Here is a 26235-nt window from a genome sequence, read left to right on the forward strand (position 1 = left end):
GTCCCGGTCCGCGCACTGGCGCGATACGACGCAGGCCCTTCGGCGCGACGCGCATAGGTGATGGCGCCGCCCTGCCCTAGGATGAGGGGCCTGTCCGACCCTGCCGGGCTCGGCGCCGCCACGCGGAACGGCTGATGAGCACCCTCGACCTGCTCGGTCTGACGCTGTCCTTCTACGGCACGATGCCGCCGCCGCGGCCCCCGCGGCCGAACCGCAACGGCGCGACCTGGGCCGCCGCCGTGATCTTCGGCGGCGTCTGCCTCGCGACGATCGGGCCGATGATCACCATCTGGAGCTTTCACCGGCCCTATGCCGAGGCCAAGGCGCGCTGTATCGCTTCCGGCGGCCGGGTCCTGTACGGGGCCCTCGACGGCAGCGGACCCTATCGCTGCGAGCGGCCCGCGGCCGCCGCGGCCGCCGCGCCCATTGCGCATCCGGCCAAGCCGGCGGATTAATCCGCCCGCCGCATGCGCTTCAGGTCGATCCGGCGCCTCCCGACGCGAACCCGGATAGCCTCACCTTGGAAAACGCGATCACCCGCTGGGTCCAGTCGACCGCCCTGATGCGGTCGGATGTCGAGGCCCTGATCGGCTTCGCGCTGGCGATCGGCGTCACCCTGCACGCCCTGCTGCGCAAGCGCCGGGTCAGCGTGGCGGTGGGCTGGATCGGGCTCGCGTGGCTGTCGCCGATCTTCGGCACCGCCCTGTACCTGACCTTCGGCATCAACCGGGTCTCGCGCCGCGCGCGGCGGCTGCGGACCAAGCCGTCCGACGCGACGCAGCTGCCCGACACCGACGACGCCGTGGTGCCGGAGGCGCTCTGGCCCCTCGACAGGGCGATCCGGCGGATCACGAGCCTGCCGGCCTTCGCGGGCAACACCGTGCAGATGTTCCGCAACGGCGACGCCGGCTATCCGCAGATGCTGGCGGCGATCCGCGCGGCGCGGTCCAGCATCGGCCTGTCGAGCTACATCTTCCGGGACGACGCCACCGGCCGCGAATTCTGCGACGCCCTCGTGGAGGCGAAGGCCCGGGGCGTGCAGGTCCGCGTCATCATCGACGGGATCGGCGGCGGCTATTTCCGGGCGCCGGTTTACCACCGCCTGACGGCCGCCGGGGTGCCGGCCGCCCTGTTCATGCACTCCGCCCTCCCCTGGCGGATGCCGTTCCTCAATCTGCGCTCGCACAAGAAGCTGCTGATCGTCGACGGCCGGATCGCCTTCACGGGCGGCCTCAACATCTCGCACCCGAATCGCGTCGCCCTGAAGCCCGAGCACCCGATCCGGGACACGCATTTCCGCCTGACCGGCCCCGTGGTCGAGCAGCTCGCCGCCGCGTTCGCGGCCGACTGGGCCTTCGTGGACGGCGAGATCCTCGACGGCCCCCCGTGGTTCGTCGACCTCGAGCCCTGCGGACCGAGCGTCGCCCGGGCGGTGACCTCCGGCCCGGACGCGGACGTCGAGAAGATCGAGCAGGTCATCCTCCAGGCGCTCGCCTGCGCGCGCCGGTCGGTGCGCTTCGTGACGCCCTACTTCCTTCCCGACGAGCTGGTGACCGGCGCGCTGGCCCAGGCCGCGACCCGGGGCATCACCGTCGACGTGATCATCCCGCGGGTCAGCGACCATCCCTACATCGACTGGGCGACCCGGGCGCATCTCGACCCGCTGCTGCGGGCTGGCGTGAACGTCTGGCTCGACGAGCCGCCCTTCGACCATTCCAAGGCGATGGTGGTCGACGACATCTGGTGCTTCGTCGGCAGCGCCAACTGGGACATGCGCAGCTTCCGGCTCAATTTCGAGCTGAACGTCGAGATCATCGACGCCAACCTCGCCGCCGACCTCGACCGGTTCATGCGCGGCAAGATGGAGGCGCGGCTCAGCCGGGAGGATCTCGCCGCGCGCGGCCTGCCGATCCGTCTGCGCGACGCAGGCGTGCGACTGCTGCTGCCATACCTTTGAACCGGGCGGGGGCGTGCGCCTCCGGCGCCGGGCCGAGATGGACGACGATCGGCCGGTGATCGGAGCGTCCCCGCGGCAGCACCGCGTGCGCGTGGCAGACGAGCCCGCGGGCGAGGCAGCGGTCGAGCCGCAGCGGCAGCACCTCGACCATCGCGTGGGTCGATTGCCGCGGTCCGACGTCGCGGAAGCCCGGGATCAGCGCCGGGCCGACGATATTGTAGTCGCCCAGCACGGCCGCCCGCGGCGGCAGCTCGCTGACGATGCGCCGCAGCTGGCGCCGGTTCAGCATCTGTCCGTGCGACAGGTGGACGTTGGCCACGCCGAACTCGCCGAGATCGAGGATCTGGCAGACCCGGTGCACGAGGGCGCCGGAGGGGAGCGCGATGACCCGGGGCGGCGCCGCCCAGGGCTTCGGGCTCCACATGGCGAGCCCGTGGATCCGGCCCGGCAGGGGCGCCCAGGCGTAGTGGCCGCCGATCCGGTCCAGCAGGAAGCCGATGGCGCGGGTCGCCTCCTGCATCAGCAGCAGGTCGGGCTTCTCCTGCGCCACGAGGGCGGCGACGTCGTCCACCGCCGCGCCGGTGCGCCGCAGCAGGTTCCAGCTCACGATCTTGAATGGCTGGTGCGGCCGCTCGGCGGGGCGGATCGGCGTGACGGGTGACGGTGCGGTGTTGGAGCGGGCCGGGCGTGCAGCAGGATTCATCGGGCCGGTCTCGTACCTCAACGCGCGGCGCTCCCGCCACCGCCACGCTCTAACGCGCCCGGAGCCGGGACGTTCGACCGCTTTCGCGCCGGGCCCGGGCGCGCCGCGGTCGGCGCCGGCGCGGTCCGACCTGCGCGCCCCACAGCCCATCGCCGGGCGACGCTTGAGGCCGACCCGGTCGGCGGCCTAAGAGCCGGCAGGGCGACGCCGGCCACTCCGCGGATTGCCGCGCACCGCCATCCCACCGATCCCGTCCGGAGGCCATGACGGCGTTCAGCTTCATCCATGCCGCCGACCTGCATCTCGGCAGCCCGCTGTCGGGCCTCGCCGCGCGCGACGCGGATCTGGCCCGGCGCCTCGCCGCGGCGAGCCGGCAGGCCTTCGAGGATCTGGTGACCCAGGCGATCGAGCGGTCGGTCGCCTTCGTGGTTGTCGCGGGCGACGTCTACGACGGCGACTGGGCCGACACCACGATCGGCCTGTTCTTCGCCCGGCAGGTCGCGCGCCTCGACCGCGCCGGCATCCCGACGATCCTCGTGCGCGGCAACCACGACGCCGAGAGCGTCATCACGCGCTCGATCACGCTGCCGGCCTCCGTCCACGTCTTCCCGACCGCCCGCGCCGGCACCCTGCGCCTCGACGCGCTCCGCGTCGCGGTCCACGGCCGCAGCTTCCAGGGCCGGGCGGTGGAGGAGAACCTCTCGCTCACCTACCCGGCCGCCGTGCCGGGCTGGTTCAACCTCGGGGTCCTGCACACCTCCTGCACCGGCCACGCCGCCCACGAGACCTACGCCCCCTGCTCGGTCGCCGACCTTGCGGCCCGGGGCTACGAGTACTGGGCGCTGGGCCACATCCACGAGTACGCGGAGCTGTCCCGGGATCCCTGGATCGTGTTCCCCGGCAATCTCCAGGGCCGGAGCGTGCGCGAGTGCGGCGAGAAGGGCGCCGTCGTGGTCGACGTCGCCGACGGGCGGGTGACCGGCGTCAGCCGCCTGCCCCTCGACCGGGCGCGGTTCGAGCAGATCACGGTCGACCTCGCGGCGGTGGCCGACGCGCGCGGCGCCGTCGAGGCCGTCGAGGCGGCGCTGAGGCCCCTGGCCGGGATCGCGGCGCGCCGGCTGCTCCTGGTCCGCGTCCACCTCGCGGGGACGACCCGGGCCCACGACGCCCTCGCGGCCGATCGCGAGTCCCTGACGGCCGAGATCCAGGCGGCCGCGCACCGGCTGCACGAGGACATCTGGCTGGAGCGCCTGAAGATCGAGACCCGCCGCCCGCGCGCCGCGGCGGAGCCGACCGGCGCCGCCATCGACCCCGCGGCCCTGCTTGCCGACCTCGACCGCGACCCCGAGTTCCGCGCCCGGGCGAAGGCGGTGCTGGCCGAGATCGGCGGCCGGATGCCGGGGACGGCCGCCGCCGAGGCCGACCTCGACGCGGAGTTCGACGCGCTCTGCGCCGAGGCCGAGGCCCTCGTCCTCGGACGCCTCGGCGGCCGGCACTGCTGAGGCGCGCGCCCATGGACCCCCGATGCGCCTGATCCGCCTCGCCCTGGAGCGCTACGGCGCCTTCACGGACCGCACCGTCGCGTTCCGGCCCGACGCGCGCCTGCACGTCGTGCTGGGCGCCAACGAGGCCGGTAAGAGCACCGCGCTGGCGGCGGTCACCGACCTGCTGTTCGGCTTCGGGAAGACGACGCCCTACGCCTTCCTGCACGACATGCCGAAGCTGCGCCTCGGCGCGGAGATCGCCGCCGCCGACGGACGCCGGCTGTCCTTCCGCCGCCGGAAGGGCAACAGCCGCACCCTCATCGACGCCGCCGACGCGCCGCTCGCCGACGACGCGCTGGCCCCGTTCCTCGGCGGCCTGTCCCGGACGGTGTTCTGCCGGGCCTTCGGACTCGACGCGGCGAGCCTCCGGGCCGGGGGCCGCGAGATGGTCGACGTGGAGGGCGAGGTCGGTGCGAGCCTGTTCGCGGCGGGCTCGGGCCTGCGCGGCCTCACGGAGCTGCAGACGACGCTCGACGCGGAGGCCGACGCCATCTTCGCCCCGCGCCAGGCCAAGCACCGGACCTTCTACCAGGCGCTGGAGCGCCACGAGACGGCCCGGCGGGCGATCCGCGAGCGGGGCCTGCGCGCCGGCGACTGGCGCGCCCTGAATGACGAGATCGCCGCGGCGGCCGCGCAGCTCGAGGCGCTCCGGTCCGAGCAGAAGGCCGGCGCGGTCGCGCGCGCCCGGCTGGAACGATTCAAGCGCGTCCGCCCGATCATCGCCGAGATCGACGCGCTCGAGCGGCGCATCGCCGCCGAGACCGACCTCGTCGACGCGGATCCCGCCTGGATCGCCCGCCTCGGGGCCGCCCTGGACGCGTGCCGCGCCGCGGACGCCGAGGCGGAGCGGGCCGAGACCGCGCGCGACCGGGCCCGCGGCGAGGCCGAATCGGTGCCGGTCGAGCCGGGGCTGACCCATCGGGCGGACGAGATCCTGGCGGCGTTCAGCGGCACCCGGGAGTTCGAGAAGGGCGGCACCGACCTGCCCCGCATCGAGGGCGACGCCCACAAGGTCGGGCTGGATCTGGAGCGGCTGCGCGCCCGGATCGGCGTGCCCGACCTCGCCGCGCTGGAGGCCCGCCAGCCCCCGGACGCCGCGCGGGCGCGGACCGAGCGGCTGATCCGCGACGGCCGGACCCTGGCGGCCGCCGAGGAGCAGATCGCCCGCGACCTCGCCGCCGCCCGCGCCGAGCGGGAACGCCTCGCCCGCGAGGTGGAGGCGGCCGACGCGGCCCGGGATCCGACCCCGCTCCGGGAGGCGCTGAAGCCCCTCGCCCGGCTGCACGAGTGGATCGCCGCCCGCGACACCCTCGACGGCGCGATCCGCCGGGAGGCGGCGCTGCTGCGCAACCAGGCCGAGCGGCTGTCGCCGCCGGTGCCCGACCTCGCCGCCCTCGTGCGGACGCCCCTGCCCGCCCCCGACACGGTCGCGCGCTACCGTCAGGGCCTCGAGGCCAAGACCCGCGAGCACGAGCGGGCCGCCGACCGGTGCGACGCCGCCCGCCGGCAGGTCGCGGTCACCCGGGCGCGGCTGCGCGAGCGCGAGGCCGGCCGGCCCGTCGCCACCCTGGAGCGGCTCGACGCCCTGCGGTCAACCCGCGACGCGGCGTTCGCGCCGCTGCGCGACGCCCTCGCGGCCGGCCGGGCGGCCGCCGTCGCCGAGGTCGCGGCCTTCGAGCGCGCGCTCCTCGAGGCCGACCGCGTCGCGGACGAGCGCGCCTCCGACGCCGCCCGGGTCGCCGCCCACGCGGCCGACCTGGAACGGCTCGCCGCCGAGGAGGCGGAGGCCGCGCGGGCCGACGACGTCCTCGCCGGTCTCGCCGCGGAGATCGCGGCGGGCGAGGCGGCGTGGCGCGAGGCGTGGCGGCCCGCCGGGCTCGTGCCCGGTCCTCCGGCCGAGATGGCGGCCTGGCTCGCCGAGGTGGAGAGCCTGATCGAGGCCGAGCAGCGCCTCGCCGCGCAGCGGATCGAGGCCGACCGGCTCCTGGCACGGATCGAGGCCGCGCGGGGGCCCCTGGCCGACCTGCGCAGCCGCGCCGGCCTCGACGCCGCGCCGGACCTCGAGATCGCCGCCGCGCTGGACGGTCTCGAAGCGCGGATCGCCGCCCTGGCGAGCCGCTGGGAGGCCAACCTGCAGACCGCCGGCCTGCTGCGCGCGGCTGGACTGTCCGTCGATCGGCTGGAGGCGAGCCTCGCGGAGACCGCCGCCCGCCGCGCCGCCTGGCGGGCCGACTGGGAGGCTGCGCTGCTGCCCCTCGGCCTCGACGGCACGGCCGGTCCGGAGGAGGCCGAGGGCGCGCTGGAGGCGTGGCGCAGCGTGCCCGACCGGCTGGCGGAGCGGGCCGCCCTGCAGCGCCGCTCGGCGGGGATCCGCCGGGACATGGAGGCGTTCCGAGCCACCGCCGCCGCCCTGGTCGAGGCCCTGGCGCCCGACCTCGCGGAGGTGTCGCCCGCCGGCGCGGTCCGATCGCTCCACGGCCGCCTCGTCGCCGCGCAGGCCCGCGAGGCGCGCCGCGCCGAGCTCGACCGCCGCCGCGACGAGGCCGAGGCCGCCCATCGCGGCGCCTGCGACTCGCGCGACGCGGCGCGGGCGACGCTCGCCCGGCAGGTGGCCGAGGTGATGCCGGACCTCGCCGCGGCACCGACGCCGGAGATCGACCGGCTGTTCGGCCGCCTCAGCGCGCGCGAGGCGCTGCGCGCCGAGCGCCTGCGGCTCCGCGGCACGCTCGCGGGCGCGGCGGACGGGCTTCCGGAGGCCGAGTTGCGCGCCGGCCTGGAGACCGTGTCGCCGGAGGCGATCGAGGCGGAGCTGGCGCGGCTGTCGCTCGAGGCCGACGAGCAGGCCGAGCGCGGGCAGGTCATCTTCGCGGACCGCGACCGGGCGGAGCGGCGGCGGGCGGAGCTCGAGGGCGGCACCGGCGCCGAGCTGGCCCTCGCGGAGCGCAAGGCCGCGGAGGCGGATCTCCAGGCGGCTTCCCGCTCCTGGGCCGTCTTGCGGCTCGCCGGGCTGATGCTCGGACAGGCGGTCGCCCGCCACCGCGCGGGACAGCAGGACCCGCTCGTCACAAGGGCGGGCGCGCTGTTCCAGGCTCTCACCGGCGGCGCGTTCTCCGGTCTGGCGCAGATCTACGACGAGGCCGACACGCCGAAGCTCGCCGGGCAGCGCGCCGGCGGCGGCACGGTCGCGATCGAGGGCATGAGCGAGGGCACCCGCGACCAGCTCTACCTCGCCCTGCGGCTGGCCTATCTGGAGGATTACGCCGGCCGCGCCGAGCCGGCCCCCTTCATCGGCGACGACCTGTTCTCGACCTTCGACGAGACCCGGACCGGCTACGGCCTCGATGCGCTCGCGGCGATCGGCGCCCGGGTCCAGCCGATCCTGTTCACGCACCACCGCCACGTCGCGGACATCGCTCGCGACCGGCTCGGCGACGCCGTCGACGTGGTGACGCTTTAGGCGTCGCCGGCGGAGGGGTCGTTCGTTCCCTCCCCGGCCACCGCGTCTCAGGCGCCCGCGCCCCCGAGGTAGCGCGCCTCCAGATGGGCCCGGAACGCCGCCGTGCCGAGCCTCGTCCCGGTGGCGCGGGTGAGGAGGTCGTCGGTGTCGAGCAGGCTCCCCACCGCGTGGACATGCGTGCGGAGCCAGTCCCGCAGGGGGCCGAAATCGCCCTGCGCGAGGCAGCCCGGCAGCGCCGGCTCGGCCGCGCGGGCCGCCCGGAACAGCTGCGCGGCCGCCAGGGCGCCGAGCGTGTAGGTCGGGAAATAGCCGAAGGCGCCGCTCGGCCAGTGGATGTCCTGCAGGCAGCCGACCCGGTCGTCGGGCACCGTGAGCCCGAGGAGGTCGCGCAGGCCGTCGTTGAACGCCCCCGGCAGGTCGCGCACCGCGAGGTCGCCCGCGATCATCGCGGTCTCCAGCCGGTAGCGCAGCAGGATATGGGCCGGGTAGGTCGCCTCGTCGGCATCCACCCGGATGAAGCCGGGCGCGACCCGGGTGTTGAGCGCGTGCAGGTTCTCCGGCGACCATTCGGGCCCGGATCGCCCGAACGCCGCCTGCAGGAGCGGCGCCAGGAAGGTGAAGAACTCCCGGCTCCGGCAGGCCTGCATCTCGACGATGAGCGACTGGCTCTCGTGCAGGCTCATGCCGCGCGCCGCGCCGACCGGCTGGTTGCGCCACGCCGCCGGCCGGCCCTGCTCGTAGAGGGCGTGCCCGGTCTCGTGGAGAACGCCCATCAGCGCCCGGCCGAAATCGGCCGCGTCGTAGCGCGTCGTGATCCGCACGTCGTCGGTGGCGCCGCCGCAGAACGGGTGCAGGCTGATGTCGAGCCGGCCGCGGGTGAAGTCGAAGCCGACCGCCGCCATCAGCTTCAGGCCGAGATCGCGCTGCACCGCCACGTCGAACGGGCCGGCGAGCGGGAGCGGTGCCGGCCGGGACGCCTGGATCTCCCGGGCGCGGGCGATCAGGGCCGGCAGCCAGTCGGTCAGGTCCGCGAAGAGCGGGTCTATCGTCGCCCGGCGCATGCCGGGATCGTAGCTGTCGAGCAGCGCGTCGTAGGGATCGAGGCCGAGGGCCGCGCCCTTCGCCTGGCCGATCTCCCGCTGGAGCCGAAGCACCTCGGCGAGGTGGGGTTCGAGGCGGGCGAAATCGGCGTCGCGCCGCGCCTCGCGCCAGACCATCTCCGAGCGGGACACGGCGCGGGAGCTGGCCTCGACGAGGTCGCGGGGGACCGCCGTGGCGTGTCCTTGCGCGCGGCGCATCTCCCGCAGGTTGGCGGCGGGCCAGGGCTCGAGGTCGCCGCCCTGCTCGGCCGCCGCCAGCTCCTCGGCGGCCTCGGGGGCCGTGAGCATCCCGTGGGCGAGCCCGCGGAGGATCGCGAGCTGGTCGCCGCGGGCCTCGGCGGCGCCGTCCGGCATCAGGGTCTGCGCGTCCCATCCGAGGATCCCGGCCGCGCCCTCCAGGGCGGCGAGCCGGGCGAAGCGCTGTTCGAGGGTCTGATAGGCGGTCATGCGGTCTCCGGTCGGGTACGTCTCGCGGCGCGACGGTGCGGCTCTCACCCCGCCTGAAGCATCTCCAGTTCCAGCCAGCGGTCCTCCGCCTGCGACAGCTCGGTCTCGGCCTGGGCCAGCATGGTCGAGGCCTTGTCGAACCGGGCCGGGTCGCGGGCGTAGAGCTCGGGGTCGGCGAGGATCGTGCGGAGCTGGGCGATCGCCGCCTCCAGCTTCTCGATGCGGGCCGGCAGGGTCTTCAATTCGTGCTGGTCCTTGAAGCCGAGCTTGGGCTTGCCCGACGGCTGGGCGGCCGGCGCGGCGGCGCGCTCGCGCGACTCTTTCGCCTTCGGCGCGACGGTCCGCGCCTCGACGCCCTGGCCGCGCTGGACCAGCATGTCGCTGTAACCGCCGGCATACTCGACCCAGCGACCGGCGCCCTCCGAGACCAGCACGCTGCCGGCCACGCGGTCCAGGAAGTCGCGGTCGTGGCTCACCAGGATCAGCGTGCCCTGGTAGTCGCCCAGCATCTCCTGGAGCAGGTCGAGGGTCTCGAGGTCGAGGTCGTTGGTGGGCTCGTCGAGGACGAGGAGGTTGGCCGGCTGGGCCAGGGCCCGGGCGATCAGCAGCCGGTTGCGCTCGCCGCCGGAGAGAACCGAGACCGGCGTGCGCGCCTGCTCGGGCGTGAACAGGAAGTCCTTGAGATAGCCGATCACGTGGCGGCTCTGGCCGTTCACCGTGACGCTGTCGCCGCGGCCGCCGGTCAGCACGTCGGTGACGGTCATGCCGGGCTCCAGCACGGCGCGGGCCTGATCGAGCACCACCGGCAGCAGGTTGGTGCCGAGCACCACCTGCCCGCCATCCGGCGCGAGCCGGCCCATCAGCAGGTTGATCAGGGTGCTCTTGCCCGCGCCGTTCGCCCCGACGATGCCGAGCCGGTCGCCCCGCATCACCCGCAGGGACAGCCCGTCGACGATCCTGCGCTCGCCGTAGCTCTTCGCGATGTCCCGGGCCTCGACGACGAGGCTCCCGGAAGATTCGGCGTCCGAGGCCTGCATGCTGACGCTGCCCACGGGGCGGCGCACCTCGCGTCGGTTCTGCCGGAGTTCGTGCAGGTTGCCGAGGCGACGGACGTTGCGCTTGCGCCGCGCGGTGACGCCGTAGCGCAGCCAGTGCTCCTCGGCGGCGATCTTGCGGTCGAGCTTGTGCTGGTCCCGCTCCTCTTCCTCGAAGAAGGCGTCGCGCCACGCCTCGAAGCTGGAGAAGCCCTGGTCGATCCGGCGGGTCTCGCCGCGGTCGAGCCAGATCGTGGCCCGCGACAGGGCCGAGAGGAAGCGCCGATCGTGGCTGATCAGCACGAGGGCCGCGCGGGTGCCCTTCAACTCCGTCTCGAGCCACTCGATCGCCGGCAGGTCGAGATGGTTGGTGGGCTCGTCGAGGAGCAGCACGTCGGGCTCGGGGGCGAGCGCCTGCGCCAGCGCGGTGCGGCGCCCCTCGCCGCCGGAGAGCTTGCTCGGATCCTCCGCGCCGGTCAGGCCGAGGCTCTCCAGCAGGTAGCGGGCGCGGTGGGTCGATTCGCCCGGCGGCAGGCCGGCCTCGACGAAATCCAGGGTGGTGGCGAAGCCCGTGAAATCCGGCTCCTGCGCGAGGTAGCGGATCGTCGTGCCGGGCTGGACGAAGCGCCGGCCCCGGTCGGGCTCCGTGAGGCCCGCGGCGATCTTCATGAGCGTCGACTTCCCCGACCCGTTCCGGCCGACGAGGCAGGTGCGCTCGCCCGGCGCGATGGCGAGGCTCGCGCCCGTGATCAGCGGCGTACCGCCGAAGGTGAGCGCGACGTCCTGGAGGGTGAGGAGCGGGGGAGCGGCCATGGGCCGGCTTATGGCAGCGCGGGGCGGCCTGTTCAAACAGAGCCGCCCCCGTCGGTCGGCGCCCGGTCAGGCGATCGGGTTGGCCGGTCCCGTCGGCGGGCTGATCTCGGGCACGCCCGGATCGTTGACGGGGATCTCGGGCGGCTGGATGCCCGGCGCCTCCGCCGGGGTGTTCCCGGGGATCTCCGGCCCGGGCGGCTGGGTCGGCGCCTGCGGCGGATCGTAGGGGCGGTCCGGCACCGGCGTCGGCTGCGGCGGCACCTCGGGGACCTGCCCCGGGTCGGCGAGCGTGAAATCGGGCACCGTCATCCTCCGCGAGACCGGTGGTCCACAGCGGCACCGGTCCCGCGGAAACAGAGTGCGGCGGATCCGGTTCCGGAGGGCTACTTCTTCGTCAGCAGGAGGTTGCCCTCCTTGCTCGCCACCTTCTGGATCTTCTCGGCGAACAGGGCGAGGAGGAACGGCAGCTTCACCTCGAGGCGCACGCTCTCCGCGCCCACGTCGATCGTGCCGGCGATCTTCTGCGCCACCGCGGACACGCCGAAATCGAGCCGGTCGCCCGTCCAGGCGAGCTGGTCCACCGTGATTCCGCTCTTGGCGAGGAGGGCCCGCGCCTGATCCGTGCCGTGCTCCAGGCGCCGCTTGGCCTCGTCGCGGCCGAGGTCGTGCGGGATGTCGACGATGAGGGGCTTGGGCATGGGCGGGTGATCCGAGCTGAACCCGGCAGCAGATGGTGCGTCCGGGTCCGGCAGACAACGCCCCGGAGGCCGCCCCGCCCGCGCGGGGCGGAGGCGCGCCGGGGCGCTCGATGCCCGTGAAGGGTCAGTGCACGACCTGCAGCGACACGTAGCTGACGCCGCCCATGCCGAGGGCGCGGGCGGAGCCGCGCGACAGGTCGATGATGCGGCCGCGCACGAACGGACCGCGGTCGTTGATGCGCACGACGATCGAGCGGCCGGTCCGCTTGTTCTCGACGCGGACCCGGGTGCCGAACGGCAGGCTGCGATGGGCGGCGGTCAGTCCGTTGGGGTTGAAACGCTCGCCGTTGGCGGTGCGATGGCCGCTCCCGTACCAGGAGGCCGCTCCGCTCTGGGCGGCGGCCGGGAGGCTGGTTCCGACGACGGTGGACAGCATTCCAAGCGAGACAACGAGCTTACCGAAACCGAACGACATTCTCGACGCATTCCCATTGTTTTTGTCGGGGCGGCGCCAGTCGTGCCCGAAACGGGCCGGAATATGGCAGGCTTTTTCGGGCTGTCGGGGTCACATTTTGGCCGATTTCGCGCTGGTCATCCCCATTACATGGCGGCTTATTTCAGTTTATTTCCGCTCTTGTTGCGGGTGATGCATTGGCGTGTGGTTCTGCGTATTCAGCAAGAACTGCTCGCCTCCGTCAGGGAGGATGCAAAATAGGACATCATTCTTAAGTCTTGCGCGGAGCGTGACCCTGCGTCCCGCTGAGGTGGAAGCGCGACCCGCCCGGCGCCCCTGGCACGACGATGATTGTCGTGCGCGGCTGTTTCCGAAGCACAGGCTGCCGCGGCCGCGCGCGACCCGCAGGGATAGAGTGTTGTCGCCCGATCCCGGCGGCGCCGCGCGGCCGGGTAACGGTTGCTTAATCTGTCGGAGGATTGTCCGGGCGCCCGGTCGGCAAAATCTGCAGCCCCAGAACGGGACGCGCCGGACGCGAAATCGACAACGTGACCTTTACCGTACCCGGCGCATGGTCTGCCGGTCAGTCGCGTAACCGGTGTTTGCCATGGCTTCCCCGCGTACCGTGGCTGCCGACGCCGTCGCCCGGAAACAGGTCTCGCGTGCCGGGCGGCCCGCGTCGGCGCCACGGATGGGTCTCGTACCCACCCAGCGTTCTCTGCCCCTCGACCAGGTACTCGTCGGGGACTGCATCGCGGCCATGAACGCCTTGCCGGCGTCGAGCGTCGACTGCGTGTTCGCCGATCCGCCCTACAACCTTCAGCTCGGCGACGCCGGCCTCCTGCGCCCGGACCAGAGCCGCGTCGACGCGGTCGACGACGACTGGGACAAGTTCGCGACCTTCGAGGCCTACGACACCTTCACCCGGGACTGGCTCGCCGCCTGCCGCCGCGTGATGAAGCCGAACGCGACCCTCTGGGTGATCGGGTCGTACCACAACATCTTCCGGGTCGGGAGCGCGTTGCAGGATCTCGGTTACTGGATCCTCAACGACATCGTCTGGCGCAAGGCCAACCCGATGCCGAACTTCCGCGGCAAGCGCTTCACCAACGCCCACGAGACCCTGATCTGGGCCTCGCGCTCGGCCGACTCGAAGGGCTACACCTTCCATTACGAGGCGCTGAAAGGGGGCAACGAGGACCTCCAGATGCGCTCGGACTGGTTCATCCCCCTCTGCACCGGCGAGGAGCGGCTGAAGGATGCGGAGGGCCGCAAGGTCCACCCGACCCAGAAGCCCGAGGCCCTGCTCGCCCGGACGCTGCTCGCGGCGACCAATCCCGGCGACGTGGTGCTCGACCCGTTCTTCGGCACCGGCACGACCGGCGCCGTCGCCAAGCGCCTCGGCCGCCGCTTCATCGGCATCGAGCGCGAGGCGACCTACGCCGAGGCGGCCCGGGAGCGGATCGCCGCCGTGGAGACCCTGTCGAGGGCCGCCCTCATGGTGGCACCGACCAAGCGCGCCGAGCCGCGGGTGCCGTTCCTGTCGGTGATCGAGGCGGGCCACATCCGGCCGGGCGAGACCGTGACCGACGAGCGCCGCCGGTTCCGCGCCACGGTGCGCCCGGACGGCCAGCTCGACAACGGCCTCGTCATCGGCTCGATCCACAAGATCGGCGCGCTCGTGCAGGGCCTGCCGGCCTGCAACGGCTGGACGTTCTGGCACGTGGAGCGCGGCGGCAAGCCGGTGGTGATCGACAGCTACCGGGCCGGTCTCCGGCAGGCGATGGCCAACGGCTGAGCCAGCACACCGTCTCTGCGAGCGGAGCGAAGCAATCCAGCAGCGCCTCGCAGACAGATGTCGCGCTGCCCTGGGTCGCTTCGCTGCGCTCGCGATGACGGTCGGCTACCGCTTCCGGGCCGGCCCCGGCCGCCGCGGCGATGACCGGGCCCGCGCCGGTGCGGGCGATGGCTCGACCTCCCCGTCGAACAGTTCGTCCGTCTCCTGCGGCGGCACCGGCGCCGCCTTCGGCTGGGGCTTCGGGACGGCGCGCACGCGCGGGCGCGGGTCCGGATCCGGCATCGAGACCGGTGGCTCCATCGCCGCCAGCAGCGGCATCGGCGGCGGTTCCTTCCTCGGACGCCCGCGCGGCTTCTTCTCGGGCTCCGGCTTCGGGTCGAAGGCGTGCGCCAGGACCTTGCGCATGAGGCCGGGCAGCGGTTCGTCCGCGAGGGCGCCGCGCGGCGTGAAGCGCATGCCGGCCGGAGCCGGCGTCGCCAGCGCGACGCGGGCCACGAACACCGTCAGCTCCAGGGGAAAATGCGTGAAGCCGTGGCGGACGAGGCCCGGGAGCCGCTTCCAACGCGCGTCGAGGGGCGCGTCCAGCAGGGCGGCGGCCACGTCGTAATCCGGCTCCCAGGCGCTCCCCGGCGGCTCGGCCATGTTGCCGAGCAGCCCCTCGGGGGCGCGGGTCCGCAGCAGCACCGCCTCGTCGCCGCTGCGGATCGCCACGAAGGCGGCGCCGCGGCGGAGCGCCCCCTTGGCCACCCTGATCTTGCGCGGGAAGGTCTCCTGCGTGCCCAGCGACCGCGCCCGGCAGGGCCGCATCCACGGGCAGAGCGCGCAGGCGGGGCGCTTGGGCGTGCAGATCGTCGCGCCGAGGTCCATGAGCGCCTGGGCGAAGTCGCCCGGCCGCTCCTGCGGGACGAGCGCCTGCGTCAGGCGGCGGATCTCCGGCCGGCTGCCCGGGAGCGGCGCCTCCACCGCGTAGGCCCGGCTCAGGACCCGCTCGACATTGCCGTCGACGGCGGCCTCCGGCCGGTCGAACGCGATCGCGGCGATCGCGCCGGCCGTGTAGGCGCCGATTCCCGGGAGCTTGCGCAGGCCCTCGGCGGTGTCGGGGAAGCGCCCCCCGGCCGCCGCGACCGCCTTCGCGCAGGCGTGGAGATTGCGCGCGCGGGAGTAATAGCCGAGGCCGGCCCAGGCCGACATCACCGCCTCCTCGGGGGCCTCGGCCAGGGCGAAGATGTCGGGGAAGCGCGTCAGGAAGCGCTCGAAATACGGCCGCACCGCCGCGATGGTGGTCTGCTGCAGCATCACCTCGGACAGCCAGACCCGGTAGGGATCGGGGACCGCGCCGGCGAGCGCCCGCCAGGGCAGCACCCGCCGATGCCGGTCGTACCAGGCGAGCAGGTCGTCGGCGCGCGGTCCGGGACCGGCTTCAGGATCCGTGGCTGTGCGAGGCGGCATGGGCGGGTCGACAGGGGTCGCGCTGCATAGCCGGAGCGCCGCGGCGATCATAGGGCGGCGAAAGCGCCGGCGCGTGCTCCCTTCGTCAACCATCCTGCGCTAACCTTCTCGGATCCACGGGGCCGGAACCACCATGGCGCGCGTCAAACCGCTGGCCGAACTGATCGAGAGTTGCATCGGGCCGGCCTTCGCGGCGCAGGGTTTCGCCTCGACCGACATCCTGGCCGCGTGGCCGGAGATCGTCGGCGAGCGGCTGGCCCGCTACTGCCGCCCGTCCAAGCTGGAATGGCCGAAGCGCCGCCGGAGCGAGTCCGCCGCGCCCGAATCCGGCACGCTGGTCGTGCGCGTCGAGGGCGTCTTCGCGCTCGAGTTGCAGCATCTCGCGCCGGTGGTGATCCAGCGGATCAACGCCCATTACGGCTGGGCCTGCGTCTCCCGGATCGTGCTGCAGCAGGACCGGGTCGGGCGCGCCGGCCGGGCGCCCGCCCGCGCGCGGGTCGATCCGGCCGCCGCCGTCGAGGTCCAGCGCGCCGTGGCGGGAATCGCCGATGACGGCCTGCGCGCGGCCCTCGACCGCCTCGGCACCGCCGCCGTGGCGACGCGCCCGGAGCGGTGAACGGTCGATTCGGTCACCTTGCCAGGACGGTCGCGCCCGAGTACCGGCATCCGGACGCCACGACTGATCAATCCGGCGGAGCCTGCCCGATGACGACGCGACGCGACGCTCTCAAGTTCTCCGGCCTCGCCCTCGGCGCCGGCCTCGCCCTGCCGTATCTCGGGCGGCCCGCCCGGGCGCAGAATTCCGAGATGGCGGCCCTGCTGCAGCCGGGCCCCCTCGGCGACGTCTGGCTCGGCCCGGCGGACGCCAAGTGCACGATCATCGAGTACGCCTCGATGACCTGCTCGCACTGCGCGGCCTTCCACAGGACCACGTGGCCGACCCTGAAGGAGCGCTACATCGACACCGGCAAGGTGCGGTTCACGCTCCGCGAATTCCCCCTCGACCCGCTGGCCACGGCGGCCTTCATGCTCGCGCGCTGCCAGGGCGATGCCAAGTATTATCCGATCACCGACCTGCTGTTCGATCAGCAGGCGGCCTGGGCCTTCACGCCGAAGCCCGTGGACGCGCTGGAGCAGATGCTCCGGCAGGCGGGCTACAACAAGCAGACCTTCGAGGCCTGCCTGAAGGACCAGAAGATCTACAGCGCGGTCAACGCCGTGAAGCAGCGCGGCCTCGACGTCTTCAAGGTGGATTCGACCCCGACCTTCTTCATCAACGGCGAGCGCTACACCGGCGAGATGACCGTCGAGGGTATGGAGAAGGTGATCAAGCCGATCATCGGCGCCTGATCGACCCGCCGGGGCCTCGCGCGCGACGCGGCTCCGGCGCATCGCACAAAGTTGGAATACCAAACTAAAATCAATTACTTACGGTGTATGGGGTTCGCCTTGACACTCAAGATAGGCGAAACTATGGTGCGCCCCGCTTGCTGGGGGTGTCCAGCCGGTTCCACAGCCTCCCGCCCGATGAGTTTTGAGCCGTGAACGGCGACGATCCGAGGGACGGGAGAGGGACCGAGCAGACGCCGACGGACAGCGAACTCTCCGCGAGGCTCAGACGTCTCGAGACGCAGATCGAACGGAAGCGGCCGCAGGCTGCTCCCGGTCATTCCACGCGCCCTCGGGACGGCGGGCCATCCTCGCTGGGCCAGGCCATGACGCTCTCCACGGAGTTCGTCGCGGGCGTGATCGCGGGGGGCATACTCGGCTGGATCGTCGATCATGTCTTCGGGACGAAGCCCTGGGGCCTGATCGTCCTCCTGATGCTGGGGTTCGTCGCGGGGGTCTACAACGTGATGCGGGCGTCGGGTTTCGCCGGCGCGCGTCCGGGACGGCGCGATCGGCAGGAGCCATAAGGCGCGCCGGTCAGTGGGGAATGTGGGGCGGCCGACACCCGTCGGCGCGCCGGACAAGAAGGGCGGAAGCGGGAATGGCGGTCACGATCGACCCGATCCATCAGTTCGAGCTGAAGCCGCTCGTGTCGCTGGGCCATATCGGCCACCAGCAGCTCGCGTTCACGCAGTCGGCCCTCTACATGTTCGCCGCCGTCGGCGTGATCGCGCTCATCACCATCGTGGCGACCGCGTCCCGCTCGGTCGTTCCGGGCCGCATGCAGTCGCTGGCCGAGATCTTCTACGAATTCATCGCCGACACCGTGCACCAGGCGACGGGCGACGGCGGCAAGCGGTTCATGCCGCTCGTGTTCTCGCTGTTCATGTTCGTGCTCGTCCTGAACCTGTTCGGGATGATCCCCTACGCCTTCGCGGTGACCAGCCACCTGATCATCACCTTCGGCCTCGCCGCGCTGGTGATCTCCACCGTGGTGATCTTCGGCGTGATGAAGCACGGCACCCACTTCTTCGGCCTGTTCGTGCCGTCGGGCGTGCCGAAGCCGCTCCTCGCGATCCTGGTCCCGATCGAGGTGATCTCGTTCATCTCGCGCCCGATCAGCCTGTCGGTCCGTCTGTTCGCCAACATGCTGGCCGGCCACATCGCGATGAAGATCTTCGCGTTCTTCGTGGTCCAGCTCCTTCTCGCGGGCGCCTGGAGCGTGCTATCGCCGCTCCCGCTGTTCCTGACGATCGCGCTGACCGCTCTCGAGTTCCTCGTTGCGGCGCTTCAGGCCTACGTCTTCGCGACGCTGACGGCGATCTACCTCAACGACGCCCTTCACCCCGGCCACTGATCGGCCGGCTCCACCCGCCGCAAACGTCACCGCACGTTTCGATCTGAAGAGACCTCAGGAGTTACCATGGATCCCGTCGCTGCGAAGTACATCGGCGCCGGCCTCGCCTGCCTCGGCATGGCGGGTGCGGGCATCGGCCTCGGCAACCTGTTCGGTCAGTTCCTCGCCGGCGCCCTTCGCAACCCGTCCGCGGCCGACGGCCAGCGCGCCACCCTGCTCCTGGGCTTCGCCCTCACCGAGGCGCTCGGCATCTTCTCGCTGCTGATCGCGCTGCTGCTGCTCTTCGCCGTCTGATCGGCGCCGGAGGCCGCGGTCCCCGCGGTCTCCTCCCGGGCCCCGGCCCGATGAACGGGTGGACGCTCCCGCGACGGGGCGTCCGCCTTCGTCCGTCACCGCGCCGGCGGTGGCCTCAGCGAACGGTGTCAGTGTAGCGGTCTCATGGCGCAGCCCAATCCCCTCACCACGCCGCCCCCGGGCGCCGACACGCAGGTCGTGCCGGGCCATGTCGAGCATACGGAAGCGCATTCCGGCGCCTTCCCGCCCTTCGAGACCTCGGGCTTCCTGGCGCAGCTGATCTGGCTCGCCCTGGCCTTCGGCCTCCTCTACTACCTGATGGACAAGATCGCGCTGCCGCGGATCCAGTCGATCCTGCACGCCCGCGCCGAGCGCCTGCGTGCCGACTTGGACCAGGCGCAGGCGATGAAGGCCGAGGCGGATGCCGCCGGCGTGGCCTTCGAGACCGCCCTCCGGGACGCCCAGGGCAAGGCGCGCGACATCGCGCAGACCACCCGGAACGAACTGGCCGCGGAGGCCGAGACCAAGCGCAAGGCGCTGGAGGACGAGCTGAACGCCAAGCTCTCCGCCTCCGAGGCGACGATCCGCACGCGGACCGAGGCCGCCATGGGCAACGTCCGCTCGATCGCGGGTGAGGCCGCGTCGGCCATCGTCGAGCGTCTGACCGGGCAGGCTCCGGACCGGACGAGCCTCGACCGCGCCCTCGACGCCACCGCACACTGACGGGATCCCACGATGCTGCTCGAAGCCGAATTCTGGGTCGCCGTCGCGTTCGTCATCTTCATGGGCATCGCCTGGAAGGCCGGCGCCTTCTCGACGATGCTCAAGGGCCTGGACGGGCGCGCCAACCGCGTCCGCCACGAGCTCGACGAGGCCAAGCGCCTGCGCGAGGAGGCCGCGGCCGTGCTGGCCGATTACAAGCGCCGCCGCGCCGAGGCCGAGAAGGAGGCCGAGTCGATCGTCGCCGGTGCCCGCGAGGAGGCCCAGCGCGCCGCTGAGGAAGGCCACCGCAAGCTTGACGATTTCCTGGCCCGCCGCACCAAGGCCGCCGAGACGAAGATCGCCCAGGCGGAAGCCCAGGCCGAGGCTCAGGTCCGCGCCGCCGCCGCGGAGGCTGCCGTGAAGGTCTCGGAGACGATCCTGCGCGAGCGGATGCAGGGTGACGCCGCCCAGAACCTGATCCGCGCGAGCCTCGGCGAGGTGCGGACCCGCATGCGCTCCTGATCCGGACGCAGCAGCGCGACGTTCACGAAAGCCGCCTCCGGGCGGCTTTTTTCATGGTCGAGGGCCCCTGTCGGCCGACGCGATCTCGCCCGCCGCGGGATCGAGGGACGGGCCGCGCAGGACGCGCTTCCGACGCCGGGTGGAATCGGCGCGCGCCGCGGCGAACATCGAGGCCGTGACCGGCGTTCCCGACCCGTGAGGATGCGGAGACGTCATGGCGGAGAGACCACGGATCGTGATCGTCGGCGGCGGCGTCGCCGGGATCGAGGTGGCGACCAGCCTCGGACGCGGCGGCCGGGCCGACGTCACCCTCGCCGATCGCAGCCTCTCGCACGTCTGGAAGCCGATGCTGCACACCTTCGCGGCGGGTACGGCCCGGGCCGACCGGCAGAAGGTGGACCTCTTCGCCCAGGCGCGCTGCAACGGCTTCCGGTTCCAGCCCGGCGCCCTGGTGGGCATTGACCGCGCGGCCAGGCGCGCCCGGCTCGCGGTCGAGGCCGCGGAGGGGGTTCCGGAGGTGGAGCGCGCCTACGACCTGCTGGTGCTCGCCATCGGCAGCCGCGCCAACGATTTCGGCACGCCGGGCGTGGCCGAGCATTGCCTGACCATCGACGACCTGACCGAGGCCGAGCACTTCCACGAACAGCTGCGGTGCCATCTCCTGGCCCGGCTCGACGGCGGCGGCCTGCTGGAGATCGCCATCGTGGGCGGCGGTGCGACCGGCGTCGAGCTGGCCGCCGAGCTCAAGCACGCCATCAACCTCTTCGCGGCCTACGGCTCGCCCGACCTGCCGGGGCGCCTGCGCCTGACGCTGATCGAGAGCGGGCCGCGCCTGTTGCCGGCCTTCCCCGAGAAGGTGTCGCGCGCCGCCGCCCGCACCCTGTCGGATCTCGACGTCGAGGTCCGGACCGGCGCGATGGTGACGGCCGCGGACGCGGACGGGTTCATCCTGAAGGACGGCCGCCGCATCCCGGCCGGGCTGAAGGTCTGGGCCGCCGGCGTCAAGGCGCCGGACGTGCTCGCCGGCCTCGACGGCCTGGAGCGCTCGCGGGCCGGGCAACTCGTCGTCCGCCCGGACCTGCGCACGACCCGGGATCCGGCCATCATCGCCCTCGGCGACTGCGCCAGCCTCACCGACTCCCGGACCGGCCACCCCGTTCCGGCAACCGCGCAGGCCGCACGCCAGCAGGCGCAGCATCTCGCGCGCCATCTCGGCCGCGCGCTGGCCCGCGGGGATTCGCCCGACGCGGACCTGCCTCCGTTCCACTACGCCGAGAAGGGCGCGATCGTCTCGCTCGCGGATTTCAACGGCTGGGGCACGCTCGGCCGCTACACGTTCGGCGGCGGGCGCCTGAACGGGCTCTCGGCGCGGCTGACGCACGACCTCCTCTACCGGCAGCACCAGATCGGGCTCTACGGGCCGCTGCGCGGGACGATGACGTGGGTCCTCGACGATCTCGACCACCTGATCAGCCCGCCGGTGCGGCTCGACTGAGGCGGCCGGCGCGGATCCGTCGTCGCGGGCGGCGGGCGGTGCCGCCGGCGGCCCGAGTCCTCGGCCCAAATCCTCGGTCCAAGTCCTCGGCCTCAGTCCGGACGTTCGCCCTCGACCGCTTTGGTCTCCTCGACCTCGGGGGCGACCTGCCCGTAGTTCAGCACCGCCACCAGCGCCACGCCGCCGAACGTGTTGCCGAGCAGCGTCGGAAGGAAGAACTTCACCGCGTAATCGTGCAGCGAGGCGGCGCCCGTGACCACGAGGTAGAAGGCCTCGACGGAGCCGGCCACGATGTGGGCGAGGCTGCAGAGCGCCACCAGCCACGTCATCAGGAGGATCACGAACGGCGCCGCGCTGGCGGTGGCCGGCAGGAACCAGACCATCAGGGCGATCATCCATCCGGCGAAGACGGCCTTGATGAAGGTCGCCCAGAACCCGTGCGCGATGGCGTCGTGGCTGATCTCCGCGAAGGCCCGGAGGACCGGAGGCTCGAAGGCGCCGGAATAGGCCAGCAGCGTCGCGATCGCGAGCGTGCCCAGGATGTTGCCCGACAGCACGATCATCCAGAGCCTGACGACGCGGAGCGCCGTCTTCACGGAGCGGTCGTGCAGGAGCGGCAGGATCGGCGTGATGGTGTTCTCGGTGAAGAGCTGCTGGCGCCCGAGGACGACGACCAGGAACCCGACCGCGTAGCCCATCGAGCTGACGATCTTGGCCCAGTCGGTCTCCGGGAGATGGCTTCGCAGCACGCCCGGCACGATCAGCGACAGGGCGATGCTGAGCCCGGCCGCGAAGGCGGAGAGGAACAGCGCGAGGCCGTGGCGGCGCAGCTCCTCGTCGCCCTCGAGCCGGATGACCTCGTGCAGGACGTAGGCGTCGGGCCGGCCGATCTCGGAGACTTCCTTCAGCAATTCGTCCCGGCGCGTCTCGGGGTCGGCCCGCTTGTCCTTGTCCCGCACCATCCGACAGCTCCGCTACGCAACACGATCGATCGGACGGGACAGGTCAGGCCGAGAGCCGCGCCAGCAGGGCCTCGACGGCGCCGCGCGCCTCGGCGAGGGCCTCCGGGTCCCGGCTGCGCACGACGATCCGGTTGCGGAAGCCCTCCGGCGTGATCGCCGGGTACGAGCCGATGGAGACGGCTTGCCGCGCCCTCGCGATCTCGCCGAGGCCGCCCGCGTAGCTGCCCTCCGGGAGGCCGGCCGCCTCGATCGTCTCGGACAGCATCGCGGCGCCGCCCGTCAGCGTCGGGGCGATCGAGTCCAGCATGGCCTGCATGATGCTGGGCACGCCGGCCATCACGTGGACGTTGCCGATGCGGAAGCCCGGCGCCTTCGAGACGGGATTTGCGATCAGGTCGGCCCCGAACGGAATCCGCGCCATGCGCAGGCGGGCCTCGTTGAGATCCTCGGGCTTGTGCCGCTCCAGCAGCATCGCCCGGGCGCGCTCGTCGACGTCGATGCCGACCCCGAATGCCTCGGCCACGCAGTCGGCGGTGATGTCGTCGTGGGTCGGGCCGATCCCGCCGGTGGTGAACAGGTAGGTGTAGCGGGCGCGCAGGGCGTTGACCGCCTCGACGATCATGGCCGCCTCGTCGGGCACGATCCGCACCTCGCGCAGGTCGATCCCGGCGGCAGTGAGGAAGTCGGCGATGGTGCCGATGTTCTTGTCCTTGGTGCGACCCGAGAGGATCTCGTCGCCGATGACGAGGATCGCGGCGGTGACGGATTCGGAAGGCTGGCTCATGGAACTCTGGCGTCGGGCGGGTCCTGCAGGCAGATAGCGCGACCGCGGCCCGCGACTACGTGAACCCCGGAGACCCCATGCAGTTCGCCGCGCCGCTGGTGCCGGGACGGCTCGTACAGCGCTACAAGCGCTTCCTCGCCGATATCGACACCGATGACGGCCGCGTCACCGTTCACTGCCCCAATCCCGGAGCCATGCTCGGGCTCAACACGCCGGGTGCGCGCGTGCTGCTGTCGCGCTCGAGCAACCCCGCGCGCAAGCTGCCGCTCACCTGGGAGCTGGTGGAGGCCGACCTCCCCAGCGGGGCGCAGTGGGTCGGCATCAACACGATGCGGCCGAACGCGCTCGTGGCCGAGGCCTTCCGGGCCGGCGCGATCGCGGCGCTCGACGGCCACGACGCGCTGAGGCCCGAGGTGCGCTACGCCGCGGCCAGCCGGGTCGACTTCCTCGCGAGCGGCGCTCAGGCCGGACCCTGCCACGTCGAGGTCAAGAACTGCCACCTGATGCGGCGGGCGGGCTTGGCCGAGTTCCCGGACTGCAAGGCGGCCCGCAGCGCCCGGCACATGCGCGACTTGGCGCAGGTCGTGGCCGAGGGCGGTCGCGCGCTGGTGGTCATCGTCGTGCAGATGCGGGCCGAGGCCTTCGACGTCGCCCGGGACATCGATCCCGCCTTCGACCGGGCGTTCCGCGAGGCGCGCGCGGCGGGCGTGGCGGTCCGTGCCTATCGCTGTGCCGTCGCGCCGGAGGGCGTCGCCATCGCCGAGGAGATCCCGGTGATCACGCCGGCCTGACGGCGCCGCGCTCGAACATCAGGTTGAGACGCGAGCGCGCGATCTCGCGGTAGCCGTAGCGCCCCAGATGCCGCAGCAGGTCGAGCTGCCACTGGCCGGTGCCGTTCTCGACCAGCAGGATCCGTGGCAGGAGCGCGTCCGGCGCCTCGCGGAGGAACGGCTCGAGGATCAGGTCCTCGGCGCCCTCGACGTCGAGCTTGATGGCGTCGACGCGGTCGAGGCCCTCGCTGCGCAGCAGGTCGAGGAGCGTCACCGCCGGCACGGTGATCCGCGCGCCCTCGTTGGTGCCGACGATGCGCAGGCTCGACTCGCCGCGATTGCGCGGATCGATGAACAGGGTCAGCTCACCGGCCTTGTCGGCCACCGCGCAGGCGACCGCCTTGACGGTGTGGAACGGGTTCTGGGCGATGTTGTAGGTCAGGCGGTCGAACACGTCCGGCTGCGGCTCGACCGCGACGATCCGCGCGCCCGGCCCCGAGAAGGCGGCCACGCAGAGGGCGTAGGCGCCGACATTGGCGCCGATGTCGAGGAACACGCAGTCCCGCGGCAGGCGCTCCTGCAGCAGCGCCCGCTCCTCCGGGTCGAAGAACTGCGGGGTGAAGAGCACCTTCTTCTCGCAGTTGTTGTTGTACGGGTGCAGCCGCATCCGCGCGCCGTAGCGGGTCACGTCGAGGGGCTTGCCCCCGAGGCGCGCGATCGCGATCCGGCGCAGGAACAGCGCGAGGCGCCGCCCGTACCAGGACTCGGCCGGGATCCGGTTCGTGCGGCGGGTGATCGCCGCCACGAGGCCGGACGGTTCGTAGGTGCCGTAGGGCTGCGTGTCCGTCATGACCGGGGCGGTTTGCCAGCCGGCGCTCCGACCCGCAAGCGGATCGATCCGCGTTGCTCCCGCGCGTCCGGGTGGTCTAAGCCGTGGCCGAGCTTGATGAACACAGGTTGCGTGGCATGGAGACCTTCAATTCCGACGGCGTGCGGATCGCCTATATCGACGTCCCGCCGGCGGACGGTCCGGGCAAGCCGATCCTGCTGATCCACGGATTCGCGTCGAACCACGCGGTTAACTGGGTCAACACCCAGTGGGTGAAGGCCCTGACCCAGGCCGGCTACCGCGCGATCGCGCTGGACAACCGCGGCCACGGCGAGAGCGAGAAGCTCTACGATCCGGCCGCCTACAGCTCCGAGGCCATGGCCGGCGACGCGGTCCGGCTCCTCGACCATCTCGGGATCGGGCGCGCCCACGTCATGGGCTACTCGATGGGCGGGCGGATCACCGCGCATCTCGCGCTCGACCACGCGGACCGGGTGCGCTCGGCCCTGATCGGCGGCCTCGGGATGCACCTGATCGAGGGCAAGGGCCTGCCCTCCGGCATCGCCGAGGCCCTGGAGGCGCCCGCCGGGACGCCCGCGCCCAACCCCACGGCGGCGGCCTTCCGGATGTTCGCCGAGCAGACCCGGAGCGACCTGCGGGCGCTCGCCGCCTGCATGCGCGGCTCGCGCCAGACGCTCAGCCGGGGCGAGCTCGCGCAGATCGAGGTGCCGGTCCTGGTCTCGGTCGGGACCCTCGACACGGTCGCGGGCTCGGGACCGGCCCTCGCCGCCCTGATCCCGGACGCCCGGGCCCTCGAGATCGAGGGCAAGGACCACTCCACGGCGGTCGGCGCCAAGCCGCACCGGGACGGGGTGCTGGCCTTCCTGGCCGCGCAGCCCTGAGGCCTCAGCTCTTCAGCCGGTAGCCCGTGCGGAAGATGTAGGTCACGAGGCCGAGGCAGATCACCAGGAACAGCGCGGTCATGCCGAGGCTGACCGCGATGTTCACGTCGGCCTTGCCGAAGAACGCCCAGCGGAACCCGCTGATCAGGTACACGACCGGGTTCAGCAGGCTCACCGCGTGCCAGAACGGCGGCAGCATGCTGATCGCGTAGAAGCTGCCGCCCAGGAAGGTGAGCGGGGTCACGACGAGGAGCGGGACCAGCTGCAGCTTCTCGAACCCGTCCGCCCACAGGCCGATGACGAAGCCGAACAGGCTGAACGTCACAGCGGTGAGCAGCAGGAACCCGATCATCCAGAGCGGGTGGTCGATCCGCAGCGGCACGAACAGGGCCGAGGTGGCCAGGATGATCAGCCCGATCAGGATCGACTTCGAGGCCGCGGCGCCGACGAAGCCCAGCACCACCTCCAGCGGCGAGATCGGCGCCGACAGGATCTCGTAGATCGTGCCGGCGAAGCGCGGGAAGTAGATGCCGAACGAGGCGTTCGAGATGCTCTGCGTCAGCAGCGAGAGCATGATCAGGCCGGGCACGATGAACAGCCCGTAGGGCACGTCGTCGACCGCCGAGACCCGGGAGCCGATCGCCGCGCCGAAGACCACGAAGTACAGGGTCGTCGAGATGACCGGGGCCAGGATGCTCTGCCCGGCGGTGCGCCAGAAGCGGCCCATCTCGAACAGGTAGATGGCCCGGATCGCCGGCCAGTTCATGCTGAACGC

Annotated in this window: 26 protein-coding genes; 15 read left to right on the forward strand and 11 right to left on the reverse strand. The window is 72.6% G+C overall.

Annotation, left to right across the window (positions count from 1 at the left end; all coding sequences use genetic code 11):
- Positions 1–134: 134 nt before the first annotated feature.
- Positions 135–455 (forward strand): hypothetical protein, encoded by a 321-nt coding sequence (locus tag ACLBX8_RS00115; RefSeq protein ID WP_020093379.1) that lies wholly within the window; start codon positions 135–137, stop codon positions 453–455.
- 65 nt (positions 456–520) lie between these two features.
- Positions 521–1957, forward strand: a complete 1437-nt coding sequence (locus ACLBX8_RS00120) for a phospholipase D-like domain-containing protein (RefSeq protein ID WP_447697526.1) — start codon at positions 521–523, stop codon at positions 1955–1957.
- Here ACLBX8_RS00120 and ACLBX8_RS00125 read toward each other — a convergent pair.
- Positions 1875–2660, reverse strand: a complete 786-nt coding sequence (locus ACLBX8_RS00125; protein ID WP_175556264.1) for an endonuclease/exonuclease/phosphatase family protein — start codon at positions 2658–2660, stop codon at positions 1875–1877. The two genes, ACLBX8_RS00120 and ACLBX8_RS00125, sit on opposite strands and share 83 nt — an antisense overlap.
- 263 nt (positions 2661–2923) lie before the next feature.
- Between ACLBX8_RS00125 and ACLBX8_RS00130 the strand changes: the two genes are divergently transcribed.
- Together ACLBX8_RS00130 and ACLBX8_RS00135 are read left to right on the forward strand one after the other, a co-directional pair.
- Positions 2924–4162, forward strand: a complete 1239-nt coding sequence (locus tag ACLBX8_RS00130; RefSeq protein WP_447697527.1) for a metallophosphoesterase family protein — start codon at positions 2924–2926, stop codon at positions 4160–4162.
- Positions 4163–4184: 22 nt separating this feature from the next.
- Positions 4185–7661 carry an AAA family ATPase gene (locus ACLBX8_RS00135; protein WP_447697528.1) on the forward strand — a complete coding sequence of 1159 codons (3477 nt, stop codon included), beginning with the start codon at positions 4185–4187 and terminating at the stop codon, positions 7659–7661.
- A 47-nt stretch (positions 7662–7708) separates the two neighbouring features.
- On the opposite strand, the gene ACLBX8_RS00140 is transcribed toward ACLBX8_RS00135, so the two are convergent.
- The 5 genes from ACLBX8_RS00140 to ACLBX8_RS00160 form a co-directional block, all read right to left on the reverse strand.
- On the reverse strand, positions 7709–9208 hold the full coding sequence (locus tag ACLBX8_RS00140) for a carboxypeptidase M32 (RefSeq protein ID WP_447714462.1): 1500 nt from the start codon (positions 9206–9208) through the stop codon (positions 7709–7711).
- A gap of 44 nt (positions 9209–9252) precedes the next feature.
- Positions 9253–11055 carry an ATP-binding cassette domain-containing protein gene (locus ACLBX8_RS00145; protein WP_447697530.1) on the reverse strand — a complete coding sequence of 601 codons (1803 nt, stop codon included), beginning with the start codon at positions 11053–11055 and terminating at the stop codon, positions 9253–9255.
- 66 nt (positions 11056–11121) lie between these two features.
- A complete protein-coding gene (locus ACLBX8_RS00150) occupies positions 11122–11364 on the reverse strand; it encodes a hypothetical protein (protein WP_020093386.1) in 243 nt (80 codons plus the stop codon).
- 74 nt (positions 11365–11438) lie between these two features.
- Positions 11439–11753 carry a polyhydroxyalkanoic acid system family protein gene (locus tag ACLBX8_RS00155; RefSeq protein WP_020093387.1) on the reverse strand — a complete coding sequence of 105 codons (315 nt, stop codon included), beginning with the start codon at positions 11751–11753 and terminating at the stop codon, positions 11439–11441.
- A gap of 124 nt (positions 11754–11877) precedes the next feature.
- Positions 11878–12228, reverse strand: coding sequence for a septal ring lytic transglycosylase RlpA family protein (locus ACLBX8_RS00160; RefSeq protein ID WP_020093388.1), 351 nt, complete (start codon positions 12226–12228; stop codon positions 11878–11880).
- A gap of 586 nt (positions 12229–12814) precedes the next feature.
- On the opposite strand from ACLBX8_RS00160, the gene ACLBX8_RS00165 reads away from it, so the two are divergent.
- A complete protein-coding gene (locus ACLBX8_RS00165) occupies positions 12815–14005 on the forward strand; it encodes a site-specific DNA-methyltransferase (RefSeq protein WP_280142531.1) in 1191 nt (396 codons plus the stop codon).
- 105 nt (positions 14006–14110) lie between these two features.
- On the opposite strand, the gene mutY is transcribed toward ACLBX8_RS00165, so the two are convergent.
- Entirely contained in the window at positions 14111–15454 is a 1344-nt protein-coding gene (gene mutY, locus ACLBX8_RS00170) for an A/G-specific adenine glycosylase (RefSeq protein WP_447697531.1), read from the reverse strand.
- A gap of 133 nt (positions 15455–15587) precedes the next feature.
- Here mutY and ACLBX8_RS00175 point away from each other — a divergent pair, with 133 nt between their 5' ends.
- The 8 genes from ACLBX8_RS00175 to ACLBX8_RS00210 all read left to right on the forward strand — a co-directional run bounded on the left by ACLBX8_RS00175 (position 15588) and on the right by ACLBX8_RS00210 (position 21213).
- Positions 15588–16070 (forward strand): DUF721 domain-containing protein, encoded by a 483-nt coding sequence (locus ACLBX8_RS00175; RefSeq protein ID WP_020093391.1) that lies wholly within the window; start codon positions 15588–15590, stop codon positions 16068–16070.
- Positions 16071–16159: 89 nt separating this feature from the next.
- Positions 16160–16804, forward strand: a complete 645-nt coding sequence (locus tag ACLBX8_RS00180) for a DsbA family protein (RefSeq protein ID WP_020093392.1) — start codon at positions 16160–16162, stop codon at positions 16802–16804.
- Positions 16805–16995: 191 nt separating this feature from the next.
- Positions 16996–17370 carry an AtpZ/AtpI family protein gene (locus tag ACLBX8_RS00185; RefSeq protein WP_056525259.1) on the forward strand — a complete coding sequence of 125 codons (375 nt, stop codon included), beginning with the start codon at positions 16996–16998 and terminating at the stop codon, positions 17368–17370.
- Positions 17371–17444: 74 nt separating this feature from the next.
- Complete coding sequence (locus ACLBX8_RS00190; protein ID WP_020093394.1) at positions 17445–18200, forward strand: F0F1 ATP synthase subunit A; 756 nt, start codon at positions 17445–17447, stop codon at positions 18198–18200.
- A 66-nt stretch (positions 18201–18266) separates the two neighbouring features.
- Complete coding sequence (locus ACLBX8_RS00195) at positions 18267–18494, forward strand: F0F1 ATP synthase subunit C (RefSeq protein ID WP_007566773.1); 228 nt, start codon at positions 18267–18269, stop codon at positions 18492–18494.
- Between the two features lie 144 nt (positions 18495–18638).
- Positions 18639–19217: a F0F1 ATP synthase subunit B family protein gene (locus ACLBX8_RS00200; RefSeq protein WP_020093395.1), complete on the forward strand. Its 579-nt coding sequence runs from the start codon at positions 18639–18641 to the stop codon at positions 19215–19217.
- A 15-nt stretch (positions 19218–19232) separates the two neighbouring features.
- Positions 19233–19718, forward strand: coding sequence for a F0F1 ATP synthase subunit B family protein (locus tag ACLBX8_RS00205; RefSeq protein WP_170855147.1), 486 nt, complete (start codon positions 19233–19235; stop codon positions 19716–19718).
- Between the two features lie 214 nt (positions 19719–19932).
- Complete coding sequence (locus ACLBX8_RS00210; protein WP_447714463.1) at positions 19933–21213, forward strand: NAD(P)/FAD-dependent oxidoreductase; 1281 nt, start codon at positions 19933–19935, stop codon at positions 21211–21213.
- Positions 21214–21305: 92 nt separating this feature from the next.
- Here the strand turns inward: ACLBX8_RS00210 and ACLBX8_RS00215 are convergent, their stop codons facing one another.
- Positions 21306–22175: a formate/nitrite transporter family protein gene (locus ACLBX8_RS00215; protein ID WP_020093398.1), complete on the reverse strand. Its 870-nt coding sequence runs from the start codon at positions 22173–22175 to the stop codon at positions 21306–21308.
- Positions 22176–22218: 43 nt separating this feature from the next.
- Complete coding sequence (locus ACLBX8_RS00220; protein WP_020093399.1) at positions 22219–22959, reverse strand: competence/damage-inducible protein A; 741 nt, start codon at positions 22957–22959, stop codon at positions 22219–22221.
- A gap of 77 nt (positions 22960–23036) precedes the next feature.
- Between ACLBX8_RS00220 and sfsA the strand changes: the two genes are divergently transcribed.
- Entirely contained in the window at positions 23037–23750 is a 714-nt protein-coding gene (gene sfsA, locus ACLBX8_RS00225; RefSeq protein WP_447714464.1) for a DNA/RNA nuclease SfsA, read from the forward strand.
- On the opposite strand, the gene ACLBX8_RS00230 is transcribed toward sfsA, so the two are convergent.
- Positions 23737–24579: an FkbM family methyltransferase gene (locus ACLBX8_RS00230; protein WP_020093401.1), complete on the reverse strand. Its 843-nt coding sequence runs from the start codon at positions 24577–24579 to the stop codon at positions 23737–23739. The two genes, sfsA and ACLBX8_RS00230, sit on opposite strands and share 14 nt — an antisense overlap.
- Before the next feature lie 116 nt (positions 24580–24695).
- Here ACLBX8_RS00230 and ACLBX8_RS00235 point away from each other — a divergent pair, with 116 nt between their 5' ends.
- Positions 24696–25460 (forward strand): alpha/beta fold hydrolase, encoded by a 765-nt coding sequence (locus tag ACLBX8_RS00235; RefSeq protein WP_091679936.1) that lies wholly within the window; start codon positions 24696–24698, stop codon positions 25458–25460.
- A 4-nt stretch (positions 25461–25464) separates the two neighbouring features.
- Here ACLBX8_RS00235 and ACLBX8_RS00240 read toward each other — a convergent pair whose 3' ends face one another.
- Complete coding sequence (locus tag ACLBX8_RS00240) at positions 25465–26226, reverse strand: ABC transporter permease (RefSeq protein WP_042673785.1); 762 nt, start codon at positions 26224–26226, stop codon at positions 25465–25467.
- Positions 26227–26235 lie beyond the last annotated feature (9 nt).

It is taken from the genome of Methylobacterium sp. D48H (assembly GCF_053345715.1).